16 protein-coding genes are annotated in these 21,841 nt (G+C 67.4%); 7 read left to right on the top strand and 9 right to left on the bottom strand.

Annotation, left to right across the window (positions count from 1 at the left end; genetic code table 11):
• Positions 1–22: 22 nt before the first annotated feature.
• Genes CCR98_RS16295 through aspS form a run of 3 tightly spaced genes read right to left on the bottom strand, consistent with a single transcriptional unit; the run spans position 23 to position 2,670 of the window.
• Positions 23–544 (bottom strand): GNAT family N-acetyltransferase, encoded by a 522-nt coding sequence (locus tag CCR98_RS16295; RefSeq protein WP_087923413.1) that lies wholly within the window; start codon positions 542–544, stop codon positions 23–25.
• Between the two features lie 31 nt (positions 545–575).
• Positions 576–902: a DNA primase gene (locus CCR98_RS16300; RefSeq protein ID WP_087923414.1), complete on the bottom strand. Its 327-nt coding sequence runs from the start codon at positions 900–902 to the stop codon at positions 576–578.
• 16 nt (positions 903–918) lie between these two features.
• Positions 919–2,670 (bottom strand): aspartate--tRNA ligase, encoded by a 1,752-nt coding sequence (gene aspS / locus CCR98_RS16305; protein WP_087923415.1) that lies wholly within the window; start codon positions 2,668–2,670, stop codon positions 919–921.
• A 158-nt stretch (positions 2,671–2,828) separates the two neighbouring features.
• On the opposite strand from aspS, the gene CCR98_RS16310 reads away from it, so the two are divergent.
• On the top strand, positions 2,829–3,572 hold the full coding sequence (locus CCR98_RS16310; RefSeq protein ID WP_087923416.1) for a DUF3011 domain-containing protein: 744 nt from the start codon (positions 2,829–2,831) through the stop codon (positions 3,570–3,572).
• Positions 3,573–3,706: 134 nt separating this feature from the next.
• On the opposite strand, the gene CCR98_RS16315 is transcribed toward CCR98_RS16310, so the two are convergent.
• The 3 genes from CCR98_RS16315 to blaL2 form a co-directional block, all read right to left on the bottom strand.
• Entirely contained in the window at positions 3,707–4,348 is a 642-nt protein-coding gene (locus tag CCR98_RS16315; RefSeq protein WP_087923417.1) for a hypothetical protein, read from the bottom strand.
• Positions 4,349–4,401: 53 nt separating this feature from the next.
• Positions 4,402–5,616, bottom strand: coding sequence for a cation:proton antiporter (locus CCR98_RS16320; protein ID WP_087923418.1), 1,215 nt, complete (start codon positions 5,614–5,616; stop codon positions 4,402–4,404).
• A gap of 85 nt (positions 5,617–5,701) precedes the next feature.
• On the bottom strand, positions 5,702–6,616 hold the full coding sequence (blaL2, locus tag CCR98_RS16325; RefSeq protein WP_087923419.1) for a L2 family extended-spectrum class A beta-lactamase: 915 nt from the start codon (positions 6,614–6,616) through the stop codon (positions 5,702–5,704).
• Positions 6,617–6,790: 174 nt separating this feature from the next.
• Here blaL2 and ampR point away from each other — a divergent pair, with 174 nt between their 5' ends.
• Positions 6,791–7,657 carry a LysR family transcriptional regulator AmpR gene (ampR, locus tag CCR98_RS16330; RefSeq protein WP_087923420.1) on the top strand — a complete coding sequence of 289 codons (867 nt, stop codon included), beginning with the start codon at positions 6,791–6,793 and terminating at the stop codon, positions 7,655–7,657.
• A gap of 10 nt (positions 7,658–7,667) precedes the next feature.
• Here ampR and CCR98_RS16335 read toward each other — a convergent pair whose 3' ends face one another.
• Positions 7,668–9,533 (bottom strand): ABC-F family ATP-binding cassette domain-containing protein, encoded by a 1,866-nt coding sequence (locus CCR98_RS16335; protein ID WP_049443063.1) that lies wholly within the window; start codon positions 9,531–9,533, stop codon positions 7,668–7,670.
• 335 nt (positions 9,534–9,868) lie between these two features.
• Here CCR98_RS16335 and CCR98_RS16340 point away from each other — a divergent pair, with 335 nt between their 5' ends.
• Positions 9,869–12,256 (top strand): TonB-dependent receptor, encoded by a 2,388-nt coding sequence (locus tag CCR98_RS16340; protein WP_087923421.1) that lies wholly within the window; start codon positions 9,869–9,871, stop codon positions 12,254–12,256.
• 207 nt (positions 12,257–12,463) lie between these two features.
• Positions 12,464–14,161, top strand: coding sequence for a YbaL family putative K(+) efflux transporter (ybaL, locus tag CCR98_RS16345; protein WP_087923422.1), 1,698 nt, complete (start codon positions 12,464–12,466; stop codon positions 14,159–14,161).
• 442 nt (positions 14,162–14,603) lie between these two features.
• On the opposite strand, the gene CCR98_RS16350 is transcribed toward ybaL, so the two are convergent.
• The gene (locus CCR98_RS16350; protein WP_087923423.1) at positions 14,604–15,890 is read right to left on the bottom strand and encodes an aminotransferase class V-fold PLP-dependent enzyme; all 1,287 of its coding nucleotides are present in this window, start codon (positions 15,888–15,890) and stop codon (positions 14,604–14,606) included.
• A 180-nt stretch (positions 15,891–16,070) separates the two neighbouring features.
• Here CCR98_RS16350 and CCR98_RS16355 point away from each other — a divergent pair, with 180 nt between their 5' ends.
• From CCR98_RS16355 to CCR98_RS16365, 3 genes are all read left to right on the top strand, one after another.
• Positions 16,071–16,808: a response regulator transcription factor gene (locus CCR98_RS16355; protein ID WP_087923424.1), complete on the top strand. Its 738-nt coding sequence runs from the start codon at positions 16,071–16,073 to the stop codon at positions 16,806–16,808.
• Positions 16,805–18,094, top strand: coding sequence for an ATP-binding protein (locus tag CCR98_RS16360; protein ID WP_087923425.1), 1,290 nt, complete (start codon positions 16,805–16,807; stop codon positions 18,092–18,094). The genes CCR98_RS16355 and CCR98_RS16360 overlap by 4 nt, the downstream gene beginning before the upstream one ends.
• A 140-nt stretch (positions 18,095–18,234) precedes the next feature.
• A complete protein-coding gene (locus CCR98_RS16365) occupies positions 18,235–19,035 on the top strand; it encodes a MipA/OmpV family protein (RefSeq protein WP_087923426.1) in 801 nt (266 codons plus the stop codon).
• Positions 19,036–19,102: 67 nt separating this feature from the next.
• On the opposite strand, the gene clpB is transcribed toward CCR98_RS16365, so the two are convergent.
• Positions 19,103–21,688: an ATP-dependent chaperone ClpB gene (clpB, locus tag CCR98_RS16370; RefSeq protein WP_087923427.1), complete on the bottom strand. Its 2,586-nt coding sequence runs from the start codon at positions 21,686–21,688 to the stop codon at positions 19,103–19,105.
• Positions 21,689–21,841 lie beyond the last annotated feature (153 nt).

The following is a 21,841-nucleotide window of genomic DNA, read 5'->3' on the forward strand; positions in this document are numbered from 1 at the left end:
GCGCAGCAAGCGGCGGTGAACGTCAGGCCGCGCGCGGTGCGCGGCGCAGGATGAACTCGAGGTCCTGGGTGTCACCAACCGGGAACAGGTACTCGCCGGCCTTCTCGAAACCGTAGCGGGCGTAGAAGCGTTGCGCGCCGAAGTTCTCCGACCACACGCCCAGCCACAACGTGCGCGGGCCTTCGTGTTCCAGCCAGGCCAGCGCGGTTTCCAGCAGGCGGCTGCCCCAGCCGCAGCTCTGCTGCGTCTTGATCAGGTACAGGCGCTTGAGTTCGCCGTCACCGGGTTTCACATCCGGATGCGGCAGGCCGCAAGGGCCGGCGGCGGCATGGCCGACCGCCTCCCCATCCAGTTCCAGCAGCCACACCGCGTAGTCCGGGTGGGCCAGGATCACGCGCTGGCGCTCGACCGTGTAGGCCTCCTCGAGGAAGGCCTGCAGGTCCTGCGGCGGATACAGATGGCCGAAGGTTTCGGTGAACGTGCGTGCAGCCAGCGCCGACAGGGTCGGCGCGTCGTCCAAGGTGGCGCGGCGGATCGAATACATGCAGGAAGTTGACGTCAGGGCGAAGCGCGGGTCAAGCCTTTTCAGGCGATTCCGATTCCGCTTCTTCTTCCTCGTCCTCTTCCTCGTATTCCTCTTCGTCCTCGTCCTCTTCTTCCCCGCCTTCCTCGTCCTCGTCGTACTCTTCCTCTTCGTCGTCCTCGTAATCCTCGACGCCGAAGTCTTCACCGTCCCAACGGCCTTCGCCATCGGCGACGAAGGTCAGGGCCATCGCCGCCGGGTTGGTACCGACGCGGACCAGCCAACCACCGAACACGCGTGCACGCTCGGTGACCAGGGTGGCCTCGGAGCCTTCATTGCCCAGCATTTCCCACTCCAGCGAAAACGCAAACTCGGTCATTGCCTGGATCTCCTGATCAGTTGGTCTTGGGGCGAACCTGGATGTGCACTTCGGCCAGCTGCGCGTCGACGATCGGCGACGGCGCGTCGGTCATCAGATCCTGTGCACCGGTGGTCTTCGGGAACGGGATGACGTCGCGGATCGATTCGGTGCCGGCCATCAGCGCGGCGATGCGGTCGATGCCGAAGGCGATGCCACCGTGCGGCGGCGCACCGTAGTTCAGCGCGTCGAGCAGGAAGCCGAACTTGGCGCGGGCTTCCTCGGCACCGATGCCGAGCAGCTCGAACACCGCGCTCTGCATGTCCGGACGATGGATACGGATGGAACCGCCGCCGATCTCATTGCCGTTGAGCACCATGTCGTAGCCGCGCGAGACGGCGGTACGGGCGTTGGCGCGCAGGTCGGCGATGTCGTCCACGGCCGGTGCGGTGAAGGGGTGATGCAGGGCGACGTAACGCTGTTCTTCCTCGTCCCACTCGAACATCGGGAAGTCGGTGACCCACAGCGGCGCCCAGCCGTCGGCGACCAGGCCGAAGTCCTTGCCGGCCTTCAGGCGCAGCGCGCCCATGAAGTCGGAGACCTTGTTGTAGCCACCGGCACCGAAGAACACGATGTCGCCATTGCCGGCGCCGACGTGGGCCACCAGCGCAGCGAAGGATTCCTCGCTGAAGAACTTCTGGATCGGCGAGCTGACTTCGCCGTTGTCGGCGATCTTGATGTAGGCCAGGCCCTTGGCGCCGTACTTGGCGGCATGCGCGGCATACTCGTCGATCTGCTTGCGGCTCAGTGACGCACCGCCCGGAATGCGCAGCGCGGCGACGCGGCCTTCGGCATCGTTGGCCGGGCCGGTGAACACCGGGAACTCACTGTTCCTGACCAGCTCGGCCACGTCGACCAGTTCCAGCGCGATGCGCAGGTCGGGCTTGTCCGAACCGTAGCGACGCATCGCCTCGGCCCAGGTCATGCGCGGGAAGCTGGCATCCAGCTGGACGTCGACCACTTCCTTGAAGATGGCGCGGATCATGTCTTCGACGAAGTCCTGCACGTCGCGTTCGCGGACGAAGGCGAACTCCATGTCCAGCTGGGTGAATTCCAGCTGGCGATCGGCACGCAGGGCCTCGTCGCGGAAGCAGCGCGCGATCTGGTAGTAGCGGTCGAAGCCGGCCACCATCAGGATCTGCTTGAACAGCTGCGGGCTCTGCGGCAGGGCGTAGAACTCGCCCGGATGCATGCGCGCCGGCACCAGGAAGTCGCGCGCGCCCTCCGGGGTGGCCTTGGTCAGGATCGGGGTCTCGATGTCCTGGAAGCCCTTCTCGTCCAGGTGGCGGCGCAGCGCCTGCACCAGCTTGATGCGGGTGCGCTGCATGCGCTGCATTTCCGGGCGGCGCAGGTCCAGGTAACGGTACTTCAGGCGGGTTTCCTCGCCCGGGTTCTCGTGGGCGTGGAACGGCAGCGGCGCGGCCTTGTTCAGCACGGTGATGGCGGTGGCGATCACTTCCACCTTGCCGGTGCGCATCTTGTCGTTCACCGCATGGCGGGCGCGCACGACGCCTTCCACCTGCAGCACGTCCTCATAGCCCAGCGACGCGGCCACGGCGAACACGTCGGCGTTGTCGACTTCCACGGTCACCTGCACGATGCCTTCATGATCCCGGAGATCGATGAAGCAGACGCCGCCCTGGTTACGGGCCACGTCGGTCCAGCCGGCGAGGGTGACAGTCTGGCCAATCAGGGTCTCATCGACCAGGCCGCAGAAGTGGGTACGCATGGGGGGAAGCTCCGCTGGAGAACGCCGGCACCGGATGGGGGCCGGAAAGCTCCGTATTCTGCGGCCGAGGCCCCGGCCGGGGCAAATCCGGCCAGTCACACCGGCTTGATCGCCCCCTTCCCTATAGTCAGGCACCTGCCACCGTATGGGATGCCGCCATGAAACCGCTGTCCCTGGCCCGCCTGGCCGTGACCCTGAGCCTGGGCACCATCGCCACGTTCGCCCTGCCCTCCGCCCCGGCCGCCGCGCAGAACGGAGTGATCCGCTGCGAGAGCCAGAACAACCGAGAACGCGTCTGCACTACCGGCTGGCGCAATGCGCAGCTGGTCCGCCAGCTGTCCGGCAGCGCCTGCGACGAAGGCCGCACCTGGGGCAGCCGCAATGGCAGCATCTGGGTCACCAATGGCTGCCGTGCCGAATTCGTCGAGGCCCGTGGTGGCTGGAGCGGCGGCAATGGCGGTGGCTGGGGTGGCAACAACGGCCGGCCCGGCGAAACCATCCGCTGCGAGAGCCAGAACAACCGCGAGCGCAGCTGCCCGGTCGGCTGGCGCAATGCCCGCCTGGTCCGCCAGCTGTCCGGCAGCCCCTGCAACGAAGGCCGCACCTGGGGCGTGCGCAATGGCGCGATCTGGGTCAGTGGCGGCTGCCGCGCCGAATTCGCCGAGGCCCGCGGCTGGGGCGGTGGCGGTGGTGGATGGGGCGGCGGCAACAGCAACTACTCGATCACCTGCAGCAGCAACAACAACCGCACGCAGAACTGCGACTGGGATGAGCGCCAGGGTCGGCCGGTGCTGCAGCAGCAGCTGTCCGGCAGCGCCTGCCAGGAGGGCCGCAGCTGGGGCTACGCACGCGGCCAGGTGTGGGTGAGCAACGGCTGCCGGGCACGCTTCGGCACGCGCTGAGTGAAGGGTCGGTTCCCTGGCCCATGGCCAGGGCCCTGCCCCCCTGCCGGGTATCCCGCATCCACGCATGGCGTGGATCTACCGGGAATCTTTCTGGGGTCGGAGCCCTCCGCAGGAGGTATCCGACCCGAAGATCAGGGTGCGGGCGCCTTCTCGTCGCCCCACGGTGCGGGCGGCAGGTCGACCGGCTTGCTCAGGTCGAACTTCACGCGGAATCGGCGGCCCTCCGGGCGCGTCAGTTCGTAGACGAAGGTCTGGTCGGGGTCGATCTCCATCGCCCAGGTGTTGTGCGTGGACGCCAGCATGTCGGCACGCCGGAACATCGCCACCGAATCGGAGTCGGCCGGGAACTGCTGGCGCTCGGCGGTGCCCGGTGGCGTGCTGTCGCCGCCGTAGAGGGTGATGGCATCCGCGCTGCCATCCTGATGGCGGTGATCGTGCTTCAGGCGCAGGCCGTTTTCGGTGCGGGTCAGCACCCAGGTGCGTGAGTGGTCATCGCCGACATGGAAGGGAATCCGCAGTTCATGGGCGGGATCGGCACAGCCTCGCACATGCATGACCAGGCGCTGCCCGGCGAACGGGTCCTTGCCGGTCGGTGCCGGCGTGTCCTCCACCACCCGGCCCTCAAAGGCCTGGCCGCAATGCGCGGCGATGGCGGCCATGAAGGCATCGGCCGGTGCGGTCGCCAGATCATGGGCGACCGTATCGGAACGCTGCGAGCAGGCAGCGAGGCTGAGCAGGAGGGCGGAAGCGGCAACAACGGCAGGCAGTCTCATGCCCCAACCCTAACGGTCATGGCCGACGGGCGCAAACCGCGCGCGACAACCGATCAGCGTTCGGCGATGTGCGGTTCCGGCAGCGTCTCGGTGGCCGCCACCGGCGCGGACTCGCCCTCGCCCGCCGGCTCCTGTTCCACCGGATCGACATCGAACGGTGTGCGGAACACCAGCGACGGCAACAGCGTGGTCAGTGCGGCGTACAGCAGCAGCGCGCCGAACAGCACCGCCGGAATCTGGAAACGCTCGCGCATGATCGCCGCCAGCACCAGGGTGAAGATCAGGGTCGGGGCCAGCGCCAGCGAGACCCGCAGGCTGCTGCGGAAGCTCTCGCCGAACATCACCCGGCGCTGCAGCCAGACTACGCCGATGCGCAGCGGCAGCACCACCAGGGTGATCACGATGCCCAGCCCCAGCGCTTCGAAGCTCAGTGCTTCGCTGGGCACCTTGGTGCCGGCGTTGAAGAAATAGAACGGCACGAAGAACGAGGCGAACAGGCGCAGCGCATGCAGGTTCTCGTGCGAGGCCAGCAGCGGCATGCGCTGGTGCAGCAGGCGCGCGACCAGGCCGGCGATGAAGGCACCGACCAGGTAATACACACCCAGCAGATAGGTGATATAGGCGGCCACCATGCCGACCATCACCAGCAGCGAGAACTCCGAGCCCGGCGCGTGCGGCGCCACCCAGCGGCCCAGCGCGATGAACAGCAGCGGCAGGCCGATCATCATCGCCAGCAGCGCCAGACTGGACAGCGCCATGTGGCCAGGGTCGCCGGCCTGCAGCACGATGAACAAGGCGGCCAGCGCCAGCAGTTCGCCGGCGATGGCCTTGCTGGTCACCCAGAATCGCTCGTCCTCGCTCAGGCCCAGTCGCGACAGCGAGTCCATGATGAAGCCGGTGGAGGGCGTCAGCAGCGCCAGCGCCAGCAGCCCGGCGGCCTGCCACGGCAATCCCGCGTAACGCCAGGCCAGCCAGCCCACGCCGAACAGCGTGCCGGTACGGATCACCAGATGCGCCAGCAGCGGCCACATGCCACGGCGCAGGGCCTGCAGATCCACTTCCAGGCCGGCAAACAGGAACAGCGAGGAAATGCCCAGCGTGGCCAGCAGGCCGATCACCGCATCGTGCGCCTGGTCGCCCAGCCAGAGCATGCCGATGATGCCGAACAGCAGGCAGGTCAGCGGCGCGGGCAGGCTGAAGCGCTGCAGCGCGCGCGGGATCACCAGCAGCGCGAAGATCAGCAGCAGGTAGATCAACTCATGGCTCATCGGGGTCTTCCGTGGGGTGCGAACGCGCGCAGGATGCGCGTGCCCGACCGATCCGGCAAGCCATTTCCGAATGACCCCGGTTACCTCATCCGATCATCGCGTCGGCCAGCGCCCCCACCCGTGCAAGCACCGCTGCACGCTGGTCGTCATCGACCGACGCGCCCTGCAGATAGGCGGTGACCACCCACGCTGCGCCGCCCGCATGCGGCCACAGCACGGCGATGTCGTTGCGCGTGTCATCACCGTTGCTGCCGGTCTTGTCCCCCACCCGCCAGCGCTTGCCCAGCCCGGCGCGCAGGCAGGCATCGCCGGTCTGGTTGTCGATGAGCCAATCGGCGAACTGCTGGCGCGATGCGGGCTGCAGGCCATTGCCCACCGCGAAGCGGGCCAGGCTGGTGGCCATCGCGGCCGGGCTGGTGGTATCGCGCGGGTCTCCCTTCGCGAACAGATTCACGTCCGGCTCGTTGCGGTCATTGCGGGTAACGCTGTCGCCCTGCCCGCGCAGGAATGCCGTCAGCGCCGACGGCCCGCCCACCACCTCCAGCAGCAGGTTGGCCGCCGTGTTGTCACTGGTGGTCAGCGTGCCCCGGCACAGGTCGCGCACCGTCAGGTCCTTGTCCACATGGCGGCGCGCCACCGGGGCATAGGACAGCAGATCCTTCCCGGCGATGGGCACACGGGTGTCGAGCGAAACGCGGCCTGCATCGGCAAGGCTCAGCACATGGGCAACCAGCATCGACTTGAACGTGCTGCACATCGGGAAGCGCTCGTCCTGCCGATGCCCGCCGATGCGACGGCCATCACCGGTGTTCAGCACGGTGACGCCCAGGCGGCCACCGCTGGCTTTTTCCAGCGCGGCGAAATCGGCGGCGCCAGCAATGGCGGCGTTCGCGGCGGGTGTGCCGGACGAAGGGGCAACGTCCCGCGCCAGCGCCGGGACAAGCAGCGAGGAAGCAACGGCAGCACCACTGAACTGCAGGAATCGGCGACGGGCGAGCATAGGGGTTCTCCTGGTGACCGCCCGATTATTGAAGCCCCGCCCAGCGCCTACCAGCGCGAAAAATCAGCGAGAGCCATGAGCTGAATTCATACCTGCCGCAATCAACTCGTTGCAATTTACGAAATTCCTCATTGAACGGTAGGATCAGCCATCACCCTGGCTCACGGCTTCCCGATGCTGCACCCCACCCTGCCGCTGAACGCGCTGCGCGCTTTCGAAGCCGCCGCCCGCCACCAGAACTTCACCCGCGCCGCGCTGGAGCTGTGCGTCAGCCAGGCCGCGCTGAGCCACCAGATCCGCGGGCTGGAGGACCGGCTCGGCATCCGCCTGTTCCATCGCCTGCCGCGCGGCGTGGCGTTGACCGAAGAGGGCGCGGCGCTGTATCCGGTCCTCAACGAATCATTCGAGCGCATCTCGGCCAGCATCGCGCGCTACACCGGCGGGCCGGCCCGCGAAGTACTGACGCTGGGCGTGGTCGGCACCTTCGCCACCGGTTGGCTGCTGCCACGGCTGGCCGCGTTCGAAGCGACGCACCCGGACATCGAGCTGCGCCTGCAGACCCACAACAACCGCATCGACCTGGCCGGCGAAGGGCTGGACCTGGCCATCCGCTTCGGTGATGGCGACTGGCAGGGCCAGGCCTGCACGGCAATCCTCGATGCGCCCTTCGCACCGCTGTGCGCCCCGGCATTGGCGCGGCGGCTGAAGCAACCGCGCGACCTCGCCACACTGCCGTTGTTGCGCTCCTACCGCAGCGACGAATGGCCGCGCTGGCTTCAGGCAGCCGGGGTCAGCGGCGTGGAAGCCCGCGGGCCGGTGTTTGATTCGTCGCTGACGGTGGCGATGGCCGCCGCCGGGGGGGCCGGGGTGGCCTTGCTGCCCTTGCGCATGTTCGAGCAGGAACTGGCCGAAGGCCGCCTGCTGCAGCCCTTCGGCACCACTCTGGAGCTGGGCCGCTACTGGCTGACGCGGCTGCGCTCGCGCGCCGAGCGCGAGCCGGCCAAGCGCTTCCGCGAGTGGCTGCAGGCGCAGGGCGCATAACAAAAAGGAGTCAGGACTCCAGCAGCTCCATCCACGCCGCTTCGGCCTTCTCCAGCTGTGCGGCGGCGGTTTCGCGGTCGCGGCCGATCACTGCCATGCGGGTGGCGTCGGCGTAGTTGGCCGGGTCGGCCAGCTGGCGGTCCAGCTCGGCCACTGCGCCTTCCAGCTCGGCCACCTTTGCTTCGGCGGCAGCCAGCTTGTGCGGGTTCACCGGCTTCTTCTGCACCACCTGCGCCACCGGGGCGGTCTTGACCACCACCGGCTCTTCCACCTGTTCCATGCGCGCCTTGGTGCCCTGCGCCTGCGGACGGGTGCGCAGCCATGCGGCGTACGCGTCCAGGTCGCCGTCGAAGGGCTCGACCACGCCATCGGCCACGCGCCAGTAGGTATCGCAGACCAGGCCGATCAGGTGGCGGTCATGCGAGACCATCACGATCGCGCCTTCGAAGGTGGCCAGTGCTTCGGCCAGCGCTTCGCGCATTTCCAGGTCAAGGTGGTTGGTCGGTTCGTCCAGCAGCAGCACGTTCGGCTGCTGCCAGGCGATCAGCGCCAGCGCCAGGCGCGCACGCTCACCACCGGAGAAGCCATCGACCGGCTCGAATGCACGGTCGCCCGGGAAGTTCCACTTGCCGAGGAAATCGCGGAACGACTGGTTCGGTGCGTCCGGGGCGATCTCGCGGAAGTGCTCCATCGGCGACTGGCCTTCGTGCAGCGACTCCACCGTGTGCTGGGCGAAGTAGCCGATCTTCAGGTCCGGATGCGCCATGCGCTCACCGACGATCGGCGCCAGCTCGCCCACCAGGGTCTTCACCAGGGTGGTCTTACCGGCACCGTTCGGGCCGAGCAGGCCGATGCGCTGGCCCGCTTCCAGGCCGAAGCCGACGTTGTGCAGGATCACCGCGTCCTTGCCGTAGCCGGCCTCGACGTGGTTCAGGCGGATCAGCGAGAACGGCAGCTTGGCCGGCGGCGCGAACTCGATGCGGAACTCGCGCTCGGCGCGCACCGCTTCGGTGCCGGCCAGCTTGGCCAGGCGCTTCATGCGGCTCTGCGCCTGCGCCGCCTTGCTGGCCTGCGCCTTGAAGCGGTCGATGAAGCTCTGCAGGTGGGCGCGCTCGGCCTGCTCCTTCTCGTGCGCGATCTGCTGCTGGCGCAGCTGTTCGGCGCGCTGGCGCTCGAAGTCGGTGTAGCCGCCCGGGTAGAGCTTGGCGCCACCGCCGTGCAGATGCAGGGTGTGGGTAGCCACGTTGTCGAGGAACTCGCGGTCATGCGAGATCAGCAGCAGGGTGCCCGGGTACTTCAGCAGCCACTGTTCCAGCCAGTACACCGCGTCCAGGTCCAGGTGGTTGGTCGGTTCGTCCAGCAGCAGCAGGTCGCTGGGCATCATCAGCGCGCGCGCCAGGTTCAGGCGCACGCGCCAGCCACCGGAGAACGAGGACACCGCGCGGTGGTGAGTCTCGGCCGGGAAACCGAGGCCGTGCAGCAGCTTGCCGGCGCGCGCTTCGGCGTCGTAGGCATTGAGCTCGGCCATCTTCGTGTGCGCCTCGGCCACCGCTTCCCAGTCCTCGCGAGCGGTCGCCTCGGCCTCGGCGGCCAGCACCGCGGCCACTTCGATGTCACCGCCGAGCACGAAGCTCAGCGCCGGGTCGGGCAGCGACGGGGTTTCCTGGGCAACGCTGGCGATGCGCACCTTGCCGGGTAGGTCGACATCGCCCTTGTCCGCCTCCAGCTCGCCCTTCACCGCCGCGAACAGGCTGGACTTGCCAGCACCGTTGCGGCCGACCACACCCACCCGGTAACCGGCGTGCAGGGTCAGGTCGACATTGGACAACAGCAGCCGCTCGCCGCGGCGCAAGGCGAAATTACGAAGCGAAATCATGGGGGAAGGCGTCCATATAACCGAATGGAATGTGCTGGTGAGCACTGTTCCTGCGACGCAATTCTAGCGTTAACGAATACTTGACGCGCCCCGGGATGCGCGGCGGCCGGCGTTCCTCTCTCCCACGTCCTCGCCGCGCGCCTCCCGGGCCCCCTCCCCGCGAGTGCCAATCCGGGCTAAATGGTTGCTGCTGCAACGTTTTTCCCGATGACCGGCATTTGACAGCCACTGAATATCCCGTTAATTCCTGCTTTGCGCACCGCAACAACCGCCGTCCGCCTCACCCCCGTGATGTCGATTCCGGTGCCGCCCCCGCCAACCGGAGCCCCATCCCGATGACCCGCAAGACCAGCCTGATCGCCGCCGCCGTCGCTGTCGCACTCGGTGGCTCTCCGTTCGTCGCCGCTGCCCAGCAGACCGGCACCGCCGCCAACACCCTGGACACGGTGATCGTCACCGGCACCCGCGTGGCCGACCGCACGGTCGCCGAATCGCAGTCGCCAATCGACATCATCACCCCCGAAGCCCTGCAGTCCACCGGCACCAGTGAACTGGCCACCGCGCTGTCGCGCGCGCTGCCCTCGCTGAACTTCCCGCGCCCGGCCCTGACCGACGGCACCAGCGGCGTGCGCCCAGCACAGCTGCGCGGCCTGTCGCCGGACCAGGTGCTGGTGCTGGTCAACGGCAAGCGCCGCCATACCTCGGCGATGATCAACGTCAACGGCAGCATCGGCCGTGGTTCGTCGGCGGTGGACATCAACGCGATCCCGATCGCCGCCATCGAGCGCGTGGAGGTGCTGCGTGACGGCGCGTCGGCGCAGTACGGTTCGGACGCCATCGCCGGCGTCATCAACATCGTGCTCAAGGGCAGCGGCAGTGGCGGCAGCCTGGCGGTGGACTACGGCCAGTACTCGGCCGGTGACGGCAACAAGTACCAGCTCTCCGGCGATACCGGCGTCGAGTTCGGCAACGGCCGTGGCCGCGTGCACGTAGCCGGCCAGATCAGCCAGCAGGACGAGAGCAATCGTGCCGGCCCGTACCGCGGCACCACCCCGAACACCGGCAACTACCCGAGCATCGGCCAGAAGACCTTCATCGTCGGCGACCCGCGCGTGGATGCCACCGCTGCCTCGATCAATGCCAGCTTCGATTTCAGCGACCGCGTGACCGGCTACGCCAGCGCGCTGCTCAGCAACCGCGACATCACCTCGTTCGCGTTCTACCGCTCGCGCAACCACAACGGGCAGACCGCGCTGCTGGCGCAGACCTACCCGGACGGCTTCGTGCCGGAGATCAACCAGTACTCCAAGGACCGCTCGCTGGTGGCCGGGGTCAAGGGCAGCACCGACAACGGCTGGGCCTGGGACCTGAGCCTGAACCATGGCGAGAACACCCTGGACTTCCACACCCGCAACAGCATCAACTACAGCCTGGGTGCGACCAGCCCGCGCTCGTTCTACGACGGTACGCTGAAGTACCAGCAGGACATCTTCAATGCCGACCTGACCAAGTCGCTGGACTGGGGCCTGGCCTACCCGGTCACGCTGTCCTTCGGCGGTGAATACCGCAAGGAGAAGTGGGACCAGAAGCCGGGCGAGCTGAACTCGTACACCGGCAGTGGCGCGCAGGGCTTCGGTGGCTTCACCCCGACCAATGAAGTGCATGCCGACCGTCACAACTACGCGGTCTACGCCGGGCTGGAAGCGGACCTGACCGAGAAGTTCTCGGCCGGCATCACCGGCCGCTACGAGGATTACTCGGACTTCGGCGACCGCTTCTCCGGCAAGCTGTCGGCGCGCTACGCATTCACCGACAAGGTCGCGCTGCGGGCCACCGCCTCCAGCGGGTTCCGCGCACCGTCGCTGGCGCAGCAGGGCTACCAGGCGGTCACCAGCCAGTTCACCAACGGCGTGTTCGTCGAGCGCGGCACCTTCCCTACCACCAGCCAGGCCGCGCAGGCACTGGGCGCCTCACCGCTGAAGGCCGAGACCTCCACCTCCTACAGCCTGGGCCTGGTGCTGCAACCGGTCGATCGCCTGTACATCACCGTTGATGCGTATCAGATCGACATCGACGACCGCATCGCGCTGTCGTCGAGCATCACCACCAATGCCGCCAGCAGCGCGTTGCTGACCACGCTCGGCCTGCCGCAGGTGACCGCGTTCTCGTACTTCACTAACGGCCTGGATACGCGCACCCGCGGTGTCGACTTCGTGTCCAGCTACACGGTGCCGTTCAGTGCCAGCAGCCTGGAACTGACCGCTGCATACAGCTACAACGACACCGAAGTGCGCCGCGTTGGTGGCACCCCGGCGGTGTTCGGGACGCTGGGCCTGAACCAGTCGCTGATCGGCCGCGATGAGATCGGCCGCATCGAGGACAGCTACCCGCGCGACAAGGCGATCCTGAGCGGCACCTGGCGTTCGGACCACTGGGAACTGGGCCTGGCGGCGACCCGCTACGGCAAATTCACCGTGCGCAACTCGGCCACCGCACTGCGCGACCAGACCTACGGCGACGCCTGGGTGGTGGATGCCTCGGCCAGCTACAAGCCGAGCAGCAACTGGACCCTGACCGTGGGCGCCGACAACCTGCTGGACAAGTACCCGGACCGCACCGAAGACCTGCAGAACTCCACCTTCGGCATGCTGCCTTACAGCAACTACTCGCCGTTCGGCTTCAACGGCGCGTATGTGTACGGCCGGGTCAAGTACACCTGGTAAGCGAGGCTCTGGTAGTGCCGGCCGCTGGCCGGCAACCCCGCGCCGCATCTGGAGGAGAGCCCCTTCTTGTTGAAGGGGCGCGCCGAAGGCGGGGGTAGAGGAGAAATGCGTGGGCAAACCCGCCGGCCACGGCGCGTGGACGGCGGGTTTGCCGTATCTGGCCTCATCGGTGAAAATCGGGATACCCCCGATTGCCTGCGAGTGCCGATGCACCATGACACCGACCTGATCAACATCGTTGCCGTTGGCCTCGGGCTCGCCTTCATCTTCGGCGCGCTGGCCAACAAGCTCCGCTTGTCTCCCCTGGTCGGTTACCTGGTTGCTGGCATCTGCGTAGGCCCGTTCACCCCCGGCTTCGTCGCCGACCAGGCGCTGGCCAACCAGCTGGCCGAACTGGGCGTGATGCTGCTGATGTTCGGCGTCGGCCTGCACTTCTCGCTGAAGGACCTGATGGCGGTCAAGGCCATTGCCATCCCCGGTGCCATTGGGCAGATCGCGGTCGCTACCCTGCTCGGCTGGGGCGTGGCCTCGCTGATGGGATGGCCCGCCATCCATGGCGTCATCTTCGGTTTCTCGCTGGCCACCGCCAGTACCGTGGTGCTGCTGCGGGCGATGGAAGAACGCCGCCTTCTGGAGACCATGCGCGGCAAGATCGCGGTCGGCTGGCTGATCGTGGAAGACCTGGCCTGTGTGCTGGCGCTGGTGATGATGCCGGTGATGGCCGGTGTGTTCGGCCCCGATGCGGCGAAGGAGTCGCACTCGCTGGGCAGCGTGCTCGCCGACATCGGCTGGACCTTCGTGCAGCTGGGCCTGTTCGTAGCGGTGATGCTGGTGGTCGGCCGGAGGGTCATCCCGTGGATCCTCGAACGCATCGCCGGTACCGGTTCGCGCGAACTGTTCACCCTGTCGGTGCTGGCGATCGCGCTGGGCGTGGCGTTCGGCTCGGCGATGCTGTTCGGCGTCTCGTTCGCGTTGGGCGCGTTCTTCGCCGGCATGCTGCTCAACGAATCGGAGCTGAGCCACAAGGCCGCGCATGATTCGCTGCCGCTGCGCGATGCGTTCGCGGTGCTGTTCTTCGTCTCGGTCGGCATGCTGTTCGACCCGAACATCCTCATCCAGCACCCGTGGCAGGTGCTGGCCACCGTGCTGATCATCATGTTCGGCAAGTCGGCCGCCGCCTTCTTCATCGTGCGCGCGTTCGGCCACCCGACCAGCACTGCGCTGACCATCTCGGCCAGCCTGGCGCAGATCGGCGAATTCGCCTTCATCATCGCCGGCCTCGGCGTGGCGCTGCAGATCCTGCCGAAGGAAGGCCAGTCGCTGGTGCTTGCCGGCGCGCTGGTGTCGATCATGCTCAACCCGCTGGTGTTCGGCCTGCTCGACCGTTGGCAGGCCAAGCAGGAGCAGCAGCCCCAGCCGGCCGAGCCGGAAGAGGCGACCGGTCCCTCGCGCGATCTGCATGACCATGCCATCGTGATCGGTTACGGCCGGGTCGGCAGCGAGCTGGCGCAGGTGCTGCGCGATCGTGGCGTGCCGGTGCTGGTGATCGATGACAACAAGGAACATGTCGAGCAGGCACATGCCAAGGGCCTGGCGGCGATCCGCGGCAGTGCCGCCGCCGACCGGGTACTGGCCGAGGCCCATCCCGAGCGCGCGAAGATCGCAGTGCTGGCCATTCCGCAGCCGCTGGAGGCCGGTGAGGCACTGGCCAAGCTGCGGGCGATCAACCCGGAGTTGACCCTGCTGGCGCGCGCGCACAGCGATGCGGAGGTGAAGCATCTGTTGGAGCACGGTGCTGATGGCACGGTGATGGCCGAGCGCGAGCTGGCGTATTCGTTGGCGGAGATGGTGATGTCCACGCCGCCATACCGGAATCTGGGGCAGCACAGCATTCCGGTGGTGTAAGACGGGCGTGCGGCAGGGCTTGCAGCCCTGCACCTGCCGAAGCAACGGCAACAGCAAAAGCTGGCATAGCGTGGGATGGCGGGGTGGGTCCGGTTGCGGGGGCCGCTGCAAGTACGTCCATGTAAGCTCGGTCGCCGCATCCATGCGGCTCACGCCCCCGCAACCGGACCCACCCCGCCTTCGACAGTTTCTTGCGAGCTGTCGGAACGGCGCCCTGCTCTGGTAGGTGTCGACCTTGGTCGACACGGCGACGCATGGGGTCAGATCCGTTTTCCACAGGAAAACGGATCTGACCCCGGAAACAAAAAAATCCCCGGTCGACCCGCATCGACCGGGGATCTGGATCGCCACGTTGCCACTGCCTTGGAGAGGCAGATCCACCGTAGCGCATCGCGCTGCCAGTGGTGATCGCCTGTGGCGATATGCACCAAGCGTGCGGCTATCAGGCGCCGGCCAGTGCCTGCTCCAGGTCGGCGCGCAGGTCGCCGATGTGTTCGATGCCGATCGACAGCCGCACGGTGTCCTCGCTGACACCGGCCTTTGCCAGCTCCGCTGCATCCAGCTGGCGATGGGTGGTCGAGGCCGGATGGGTGGCCAGTGACTTCGCATCGCCCAGGTTGACCAGGCGGGTGAACAGCTTCAGTGCATCGAGGAAGCGCGCGCCGGCTTCTCGACCACCCGGCAGGCCGAAGGTCAACACGCCCGAGCCGTGCCCACCCAGGTAGCGCTGCGCGGCGGTATGCTCCGGGTCGTCGGCCAGTCCGGCGTAGCGCACCCAGGCCACCTTGGCATGCGCCTTCAGGAACTGCGCGACGGCCAGTGCGTTGGCGTTGATGCGTTCCATGCGCAAGGCCAGGGTCTCGATGCCCTGCAGGATCAGGAAGGCATTGAACGGCGACAGTGCCGCGCCGGTGTTGCGCAGCGGCACTACCCTCGCGCGGCCGATATAGGCCGCCGGCCCCAGCGCTTCGGTGTAGACCACGCCGTGGTAGCTCGGGTCAGGCTGGTTGAGGCGGGCGAAGCGTTGGGGCTGTGCGGCCCAGTCGAAGCGGCCCGAATCGATGATCGCACCGCCCAGGCTGTTGCCGTGGCCCCCGAGGTACTTGGTCAGCGAATGCACCACGATGTCGGCGCCGTGCTCGAACGGGCGCAGCAGGAACGGGGTGGCCACCGTGTTGTCGACGATCAGTGGCACGCCGGCGGCATGCGCGACCTCAGCAATGGCGGCAATGTCGGTGACGTTGCCGCGCGGGTTGCCGATCGATTCGACGAACACCGCCTTGGTGCGGTCGTCGATCAGCGCGGCGAACGCGGCAGGATCGGCCGGATCGGCGAAACGCGCCTGGATGCCGTACTGCGGCAGCGTGTGCGCCAGCAGGTTGAGGCTGCCGCCATACAGCGCACTGGAGGCGACGATGTTGTCGCCGGCCTCGGCGATGGTCTGGAGGGCATAGGTGATCGCGGCCTGCCCCGAGGCCAGCGCCAACGCGCCGATGCCGCCTTCCAGCGCGGCCAGGCGCTGCTCCAGCACGTCGGTGGTGGGGTTCATGATGCGGGTGTAGATGTTGCCCGGCACCTTCAGGTCGAACAGGTCGGCACCGTGCTGGGTGTCATCGAACGCATACGCCACGGTCTGGTAGATCGGCACCGCCACCGCGCGCGTGGTCGGGTCGGGACGGTAGCCGCCGTGCACGGCCAGGGTTTCCAGTTGCCACTGCGGGTCACTCATTGCACCAGGTTCCATCCGGGGAAACCGCCACCATAGGCCAGCCGGGGCCGGCCGCTGAAAGCCGCTGGCGATGACGTCCGTACCCGCGGTTATCAGGTTGGCCGCGATTCAGGCAGCCGTCATGGGCCGTTGCTAGGCTTCGCCGCCGGGCGCTCCTGCCCGGGCACGGAGGCCCCACGCATGCAGCCATCCCCTTGGACTCCCCCTGCCAGCAGTTCGCCCACGTCGGTCCTGCTGGTGGAGGACGACCGTCGCCTGGCCGAACTGGTCAGCGACTACCTGCACGAACATGGCTTCGCCGTGCAGCACGTGGCCCGCGGCGACCTTGCCGGTGCGGCCTGCCGCCAGCATGCCCCGGAACTGGTGGTGCTGGACCTGATGCTGCCCGGCCTCGGTGGCATCGATGTGTGCCGGCAGATCCGGAGCTTCTCCGATGTGCCGATCCTGATGCTGACCGCCTGCGAGGACGACATCGAACAGGTGCTGGGCCTGGAATCGGGTGCCGATGACTATGTGCACAAGCCGATCGAACCACGCCTGCTGCTGGCGCGCCTGCGCGCCCTGCTGCGCCGCCGCCATGGCAGCAGCAACACCGGCACCCCCTGCCGCCTGATGCACGGCGAGCTGCTGATCGACCGCATGCAGCGCGAGGTGCATCTGCACGGCCAGCCGGTGGACATGGGCACCACCGAATTCGAGATCCTGTGGCTGCTGGCCAGCCAGCCCGGGCAGATCCTGTCGCGTGACCAGATCCTGCAGGCGGTGCGCGGCATCGGCTTCGACGGCCTGGACCGCAGCGTTGACGTCTGCATCGGCAAGCTGCGCCGCAAGCTCGGCGATGATGCGCGCGAGCCACGGCGGATCAAGACCGTGTGGGGGCGCGGCTACCAGTTCAATCCTGCGGCCTGGTCGGAATGAAGCGCCTCTTCCTGTGGCTATGGTTCGTCACCGGCGCCTGCTTCCTGGTATCGGTGTTCTTCCTCAACCACATCCTGGATGGCATCTACACGCCCGTGCAGGATCGCGTGTTCGTGCAGCAGGTTCGCGGGCAGGTGTACGCCCTGCGCAGTGGCCTTGCCGGCCTGGACGCCGGCCAGCAGCGTGAGCGCCTGCGGCAGTGGCAACCACACTACGGCATCGCCCTGACCCTGCTCGACAATCCTCCCGCGCTCGAGCGGCAGGAACAGGCGGCCGTGCAGGCCGATGGCTTCATCGTGCGCGATCAGTACCAGCAGGTCCTGCTGCCCATCGATGGCGTCGGCGGCCGATGGCTGCACCTGCACCTGCCCGGCGCGGTGCAGATGACGATGTACATGACCATCGCCGCCTACCTCAGCATCCTGCTGCTGGTCGGCGCCAGCCTGTATGCCTGGGTACGCCTGCTCTGGCGCGACCTGGAAGCGCTGCGCCGGCACGCCGATCGCATCGGTGCCGGCGACCTGCAGGCGCGCGCGCAGGTTTCGCCACGCTCGCAGATACGCGTCATCGTCGACCATTCCAACCGCATGGCCGCACGCGTGGCCGAGCTGGTGCAGCGCCAGCGCGACCTCACGCATGCCATTTCGCACGAACTGCGCACGCCCATCGCACGCGTGGCCTTCGGCCTGGACCTGATGCAGGACAGCGACGATCGCGAACGCCGCGCGCGGCTGGCCCAGGGCCTGCATGGCGACCTGGCCGAGCTCAACCGGCTGGTCAGCGAACTGCTGGCCTACGAACGGCTGGAGCATCCCAATGAGGGCGAACCGATGCAGCGGATTGAAGCCAACGACTGGCTGCAGGCCTGCCTGGCCGATGCCCGCCGCGATGCCGAACGTGCCGGCCTGGCGCTGCGTGTGCAGCCTAGCGCCCTGCCGCGCGTGGATGCCGAGCCACGCCTGCTGCAGCTGGCGCTGAGCAACCTGCTCGGCAACGCACTGCGTCATGCGCGCTCGCAGGTCGAAGTCTCGCTGGTGGGTGTTGGCGGCCGCGCCTGCCTGCGCGTGGACGATGACGGCCCCGGCATCGCCGAGGCTGACCACGAAAAGGTGATGCGCCCGTTCACCCGCCTGGATGACAGCCGCAGCCGTGACACCGGCGGCTTCGGCCTGGGCCTGGCCATCGTCGGCCGTATTGCAGCCCGCCACGGCGGCGAGCTGCGCATCAGCCGCGCCACGCTGGGCGGCGCACGCCTGGAAATGCACTGGCCGCTGGCTGCCAGCTGAACGCGCTGGGCCGCGATTACAGTTGATTACAACTCCCGCACAACTGCGGACGGATCGGTCGCCGGCGTATCGCCACGCTGGCGACCCTGCAGCACTCGCCGGATGCGCGCGCTGCTTTCCTCCCATTGTCGAGAGTTTCCATGTCCCAGCTTCGCCGTTCCCCCACCCTGCTCTGCCTGGCCCTGCTGCCGCTGTTTGCCGCCCCGATCGCCCACGCCAAGGATGACCACTGGACCTTCGAGCTCGCCGCCGGTGGTGGCGTGACGCCGCGCTACAGCGGCAGCGAGGAGTATCGTGCGACGCCGTCACTCTCCTTCGATGTCACCTCGCCGGGGGGCTGGTTTCTGGGCACCAGTGGCATCGGCTGGGGCACCGCCCTCGGCGAGCACACCCGCGTGCGCGCCTACGTCGGCGGCAGCGGCATCCGCAAGGACAAGGACTCCCTGCTCGGCGGCTCGGACTTCCTGCGCGGCATGGGCGATATCGATACCCGTCCCCTGGTCGGCGTCTCGGCTGGTTATACGCTGGGCGAGGCCGTGCTGAGCGGCTCCTGGCAGTTCACCCGCAAGGACGAGGACAAGGCCGAGAACGGCCTGGCCACCCAGCAGATCCATCTGAACCTGACCCTGCCGCTGTTCGACCTGGCTGGCGGTGTGGTCAGCGGCAGCGTGTCCACCGACTACGGCAACCGCGGCTACATGCAGACCTGGTACGGCGTCAGCCCGGAACAGGCGGCGCGAACCGGCTTCGCCGAGCACAAACCGAAGGCCGGCCTGGTCAGCGCCGGTGTCGGCCTGAAGTGGAGCCACCGCGTGGGCCGCAACGGCAACTGGTATATCTCGGCCGAAGGCACGCGCCTGCTCGGCGATGCGGCCAACAGCCCGATCGTGCAGAAGCCCAACCAGTTCGGGCTGATGAGCGGGTACACGCACCGCTTCTGAGAAGTCGCCGGGCTGGGCGTTACTCACAGGAAACGGGGCGCTGCGGTCAGGCAGCGCCCCGATTGACTCACGCCTTGGCGAACACCAGGTGGCCGCCATCGTTTCCGACTTCGATGGTGTCACCGTTGACGAAGGCACCGGACAGGATCTGCTGCGCCAGCGGATTCTCCAGCTGCGACTGGATCGCGCGCTTCAGCGGGCGCGCGCCATACACCGGATCGAAGCCAACATTGCCGAGCAGGTCGAACGCCGCATCGGATACCTCCAGCTTCAGCCCGCGCTCGGCCAGGCGCTTTTCCAGGCCACGCATCTGGATGCGTGCGATCTGCTTGATCTGCTGCTTGTCCAGCGGGTGGAACACCACGATGTCGTCCAGGCGGTTGATGAACTCCGGGCGGAAATGCGCCTGCACCACGCCCATCACCGCCGCCTTCATCTGCGTGTAGGCCTCCGGGCTGTCATCAGCACTCATGTCCTGGATCTGGTGCGAACCCAGGTTCGAGGTCATCACGATGACGGTGTTGCGGAAGTCCACGGTGCGGCCCTGTCCATCGGTCAGGCGGCCATCGTCCAGCACCTGCAGCAGGATGTTGAACACATCCGGATGCGCCTTCTCCACTTCGTCCAGCAGGATCAGCGAATACGGACGGCGACGCACCGCCTCGGTCAGGTAGCCACCCTCTTCGTAACCGACGTAGCCCGGGGGCGCACCGATCAGGCGGGCGACGCTGTGCTTCTCCATGAACTCGCTCATGTCGATGCGGATCATCGCGTCGGCACTGTCGAACAGGAACTCGGCCAGCGACTTGCACAGCTCGGTCTTGCCGACGCCGGTCGGGCCGAGGAACAGGAACGAACCGGCCGGGCGATTCGGATCGGACAGGCCCGCACGCGAACGACGCACGGCATCGGAGACGACCCTGATCGCTTCCTCCTGGCCGACCACGCGGTTGTGCAGCACCTCTTCCATGCGCAGCAGCTTGTCGCGCTCGCCTTCGAGCATCTTGTTGACCGGGATGCCGGTCCAGCGCGACACGACCTCGGCGATCTCCTCGTCGGTGACCCGGTCCTGCACCAGCTTGAAGTCCTTGTGCTCGGCTTCCTGGGCGGCGGCCAGCTGCTTTTCCAGCTGCGGCAGCAGGCCGTACTGGATCTCGCTCATCTTGGCGAAATCCTGGCGGCGCTGCGCCGATTCCAGCTCCAGCTTGGCCTGCTCGACCTGCTCCTTGATCTTGGTTGCACCCTGCAGCGCGGCCTTCTCCGACTTCCAGATTTCATTGAGGTCGGAGAACTCGCGCTCCAGCGCATCGATGTCGTTTTCCAGGTCGGCCAGGCGCTGCCGCGAGGCCTCGTCCTTCTCCTTCTTCAGCATCTCGCGCTGGATCTTCAGCTGGATCACCCGGCGTTCCAGGCGGTCCAGTTCTTCCGGCTTGGAGTCGATCTCCATGCGCAGGCGCGAAGCGGCCTCGTCCATCAGGTCGATCGCCTTGTCCGGCAACTGGCGGTCGGTGATGTAGCGGTTGGACAGCGTCGCAGCGGCGACGATGGCCGGATCGGTGATCTCCACCCCGTGGTGCACCGCATACTTTTCCTTCAGCCCGCGCAGGATGGCGATGGTGTCCTCCACCGACGGCTCACCCACGAACACCTTCTGGAAACGGCGCTCCAGCGCAGCATCCTTTTCGATGTACTTGCGGTACTCATCCAGCGTGGTTGCACCCACGCAGTGCAGTTCGCCACGTGCCAGCGCCGGCTTGAGCATGTTGCCGGCATCCATCGCGCCGTCGGCCTTGCCGGCGCCAACCATGGTGTGCAGCTCATCGATGAACAGGATGATCTGCCCTTCGCTCTTGGCCAGGTCGTTGAGCACGCCCTTCAGGCGTTCCTCGAATTCACCACGGAACTTGGCGCCGGCGATCAGCGCGCCCATGTCCAGCGACAGCACGCGCTTGCCGCGCAGGCCCTCGGGCACTTCGTCGTTGATGATGCGCTGGGCCAGGCCTTCCACGATCGCGGTCTTGCCCACGCCGGGTTCGCCGATCAGCACCGGGTTGTTCTTGGTCCGGCGCTGCAGCACCTGGATGGTGCGGCGGATTTCCTCGTCACGGCCGATCACCGGATCGAGCTTGCCGCTCTCGGCACGCGCGGTCAGGTCGATGGTGTACTTCTCCAGCGCCTGCCGCTGTTCCTCGGCATTCTCCGACTGCACGTTCTCGCCGCCACGCAGCTTGTCGATGGCGGCCTGCAGGCGGGTCTTGTCGGCACCGGCGGCGCGCAGCGCCATGCCCAGCGTGCCGCCGTCGTCCAGCGCTGCCAGCACGAACCACTCGCTGGCGATAAAGGCATCGCCATTCTGCTGGGCCAGCTTGTCGGTCTGGTTCAGCAGGCGCCCCAGGTCATTGCCCATCGAGACGTTGCCGGCCTGCCCGGACACCTTCGGCAGTGCGTCCAGCGCCTCGGTCAGGCGCTCGCGCAGCACCGGCACGTTCACCCCGGCCTGGGCCAGCAACGGGCGCGTGCTGCCGCCCTGCTGGTCCAGCAGCGCGCTGAACAGGTGAACCGGTTCGATGATGCTGTTGTCGCGGCCCACGGCCAGCGACTGTGCGTCTGCCAGCGCCTGCTGGAAACGCGAGGTGAGCTTGTCCATCCGCATTGCGAATCCTCATCGGTCATCAGGGCCGGCCCGCGCCGGCGATGCTGGAAAGATGCGGTTGCCCCACCCCGTTTCAAGGGTGGCTGCGACTGCACCCCGAGGCCAGTCAGCCTGCGGCCAGCATGCCGGAACGGGTGTGGTCGGCGCGTTGAT

This window comes from Stenotrophomonas sp. WZN-1 (assembly GCF_002192255.1).
Taxonomy (GTDB): domain Bacteria; phylum Pseudomonadota; class Gammaproteobacteria; order Xanthomonadales; family Xanthomonadaceae; genus Stenotrophomonas.

What these genes read in the sequence shown, in the direction of transcription:
- CCR98_RS16295 (WP_087923413.1), bottom strand. Translation starts at nt 544, where the DNA reads ATGTATTCGATCCGCCGCGCCACCTTGGACGACGCGCCGACCCTGTCG.
- CCR98_RS16300 (WP_087923414.1), bottom strand. Translation starts at nt 902, where the DNA reads ATGACCGAGTTTGCGTTTTCGCTGGAGTGGGAAATGCTGGGCAATGAA.
- aspS (WP_087923415.1), bottom strand. Translation starts at nt 2,670, where the DNA reads ATGCGTACCCACTTCTGCGGCCTGGTCGATGAGACCCTGATTGGCCAG.
- CCR98_RS16310 (WP_087923416.1), top strand. Translation starts at nt 2,829, where the DNA reads ATGAAACCGCTGTCCCTGGCCCGCCTGGCCGTGACCCTGAGCCTGGGC.
- CCR98_RS16315 (WP_087923417.1), bottom strand. Translation starts at nt 4,348, where the DNA reads ATGAGACTGCCTGCCGTTGTTGCCGCTTCCGCCCTCCTGCTCAGCCTC.
- CCR98_RS16320 (WP_087923418.1), bottom strand. Translation starts at nt 5,616, where the DNA reads ATGAGCCATGAGTTGATCTACCTGCTGCTGATCTTCGCGCTGCTGGTG.
- blaL2 (WP_087923419.1), bottom strand. Translation starts at nt 6,616, where the DNA reads ATGCTCGCCCGTCGCCGATTCCTGCAGTTCAGTGGTGCTGCCGTTGCT.
- ampR (WP_087923420.1), top strand. Translation starts at nt 6,791, where the DNA reads ATGCTGCACCCCACCCTGCCGCTGAACGCGCTGCGCGCTTTCGAAGCC.
- CCR98_RS16335 (WP_049443063.1), bottom strand. Translation starts at nt 9,533, where the DNA reads ATGATTTCGCTTCGTAATTTCGCCTTGCGCCGCGGCGAGCGGCTGCTG.
- CCR98_RS16340 (WP_087923421.1), top strand. Translation starts at nt 9,869, where the DNA reads ATGACCCGCAAGACCAGCCTGATCGCCGCCGCCGTCGCTGTCGCACTC.
- ybaL (WP_087923422.1), top strand. Translation starts at nt 12,464, where the DNA reads ATGCACCATGACACCGACCTGATCAACATCGTTGCCGTTGGCCTCGGG.
- CCR98_RS16350 (WP_087923423.1), bottom strand. Translation starts at nt 15,890, where the DNA reads ATGAGTGACCCGCAGTGGCAACTGGAAACCCTGGCCGTGCACGGCGGC.
- CCR98_RS16355 (WP_087923424.1), top strand. Translation starts at nt 16,071, where the DNA reads ATGCAGCCATCCCCTTGGACTCCCCCTGCCAGCAGTTCGCCCACGTCG.
- CCR98_RS16360 (WP_087923425.1), top strand. Translation starts at nt 16,805, where the DNA reads ATGAAGCGCCTCTTCCTGTGGCTATGGTTCGTCACCGGCGCCTGCTTC.
- CCR98_RS16365 (WP_087923426.1), top strand. Translation starts at nt 18,235, where the DNA reads ATGTCCCAGCTTCGCCGTTCCCCCACCCTGCTCTGCCTGGCCCTGCTG.
- clpB (WP_087923427.1), bottom strand. Translation starts at nt 21,688, where the DNA reads ATGCGGATGGACAAGCTCACCTCGCGTTTCCAGCAGGCGCTGGCAGAC.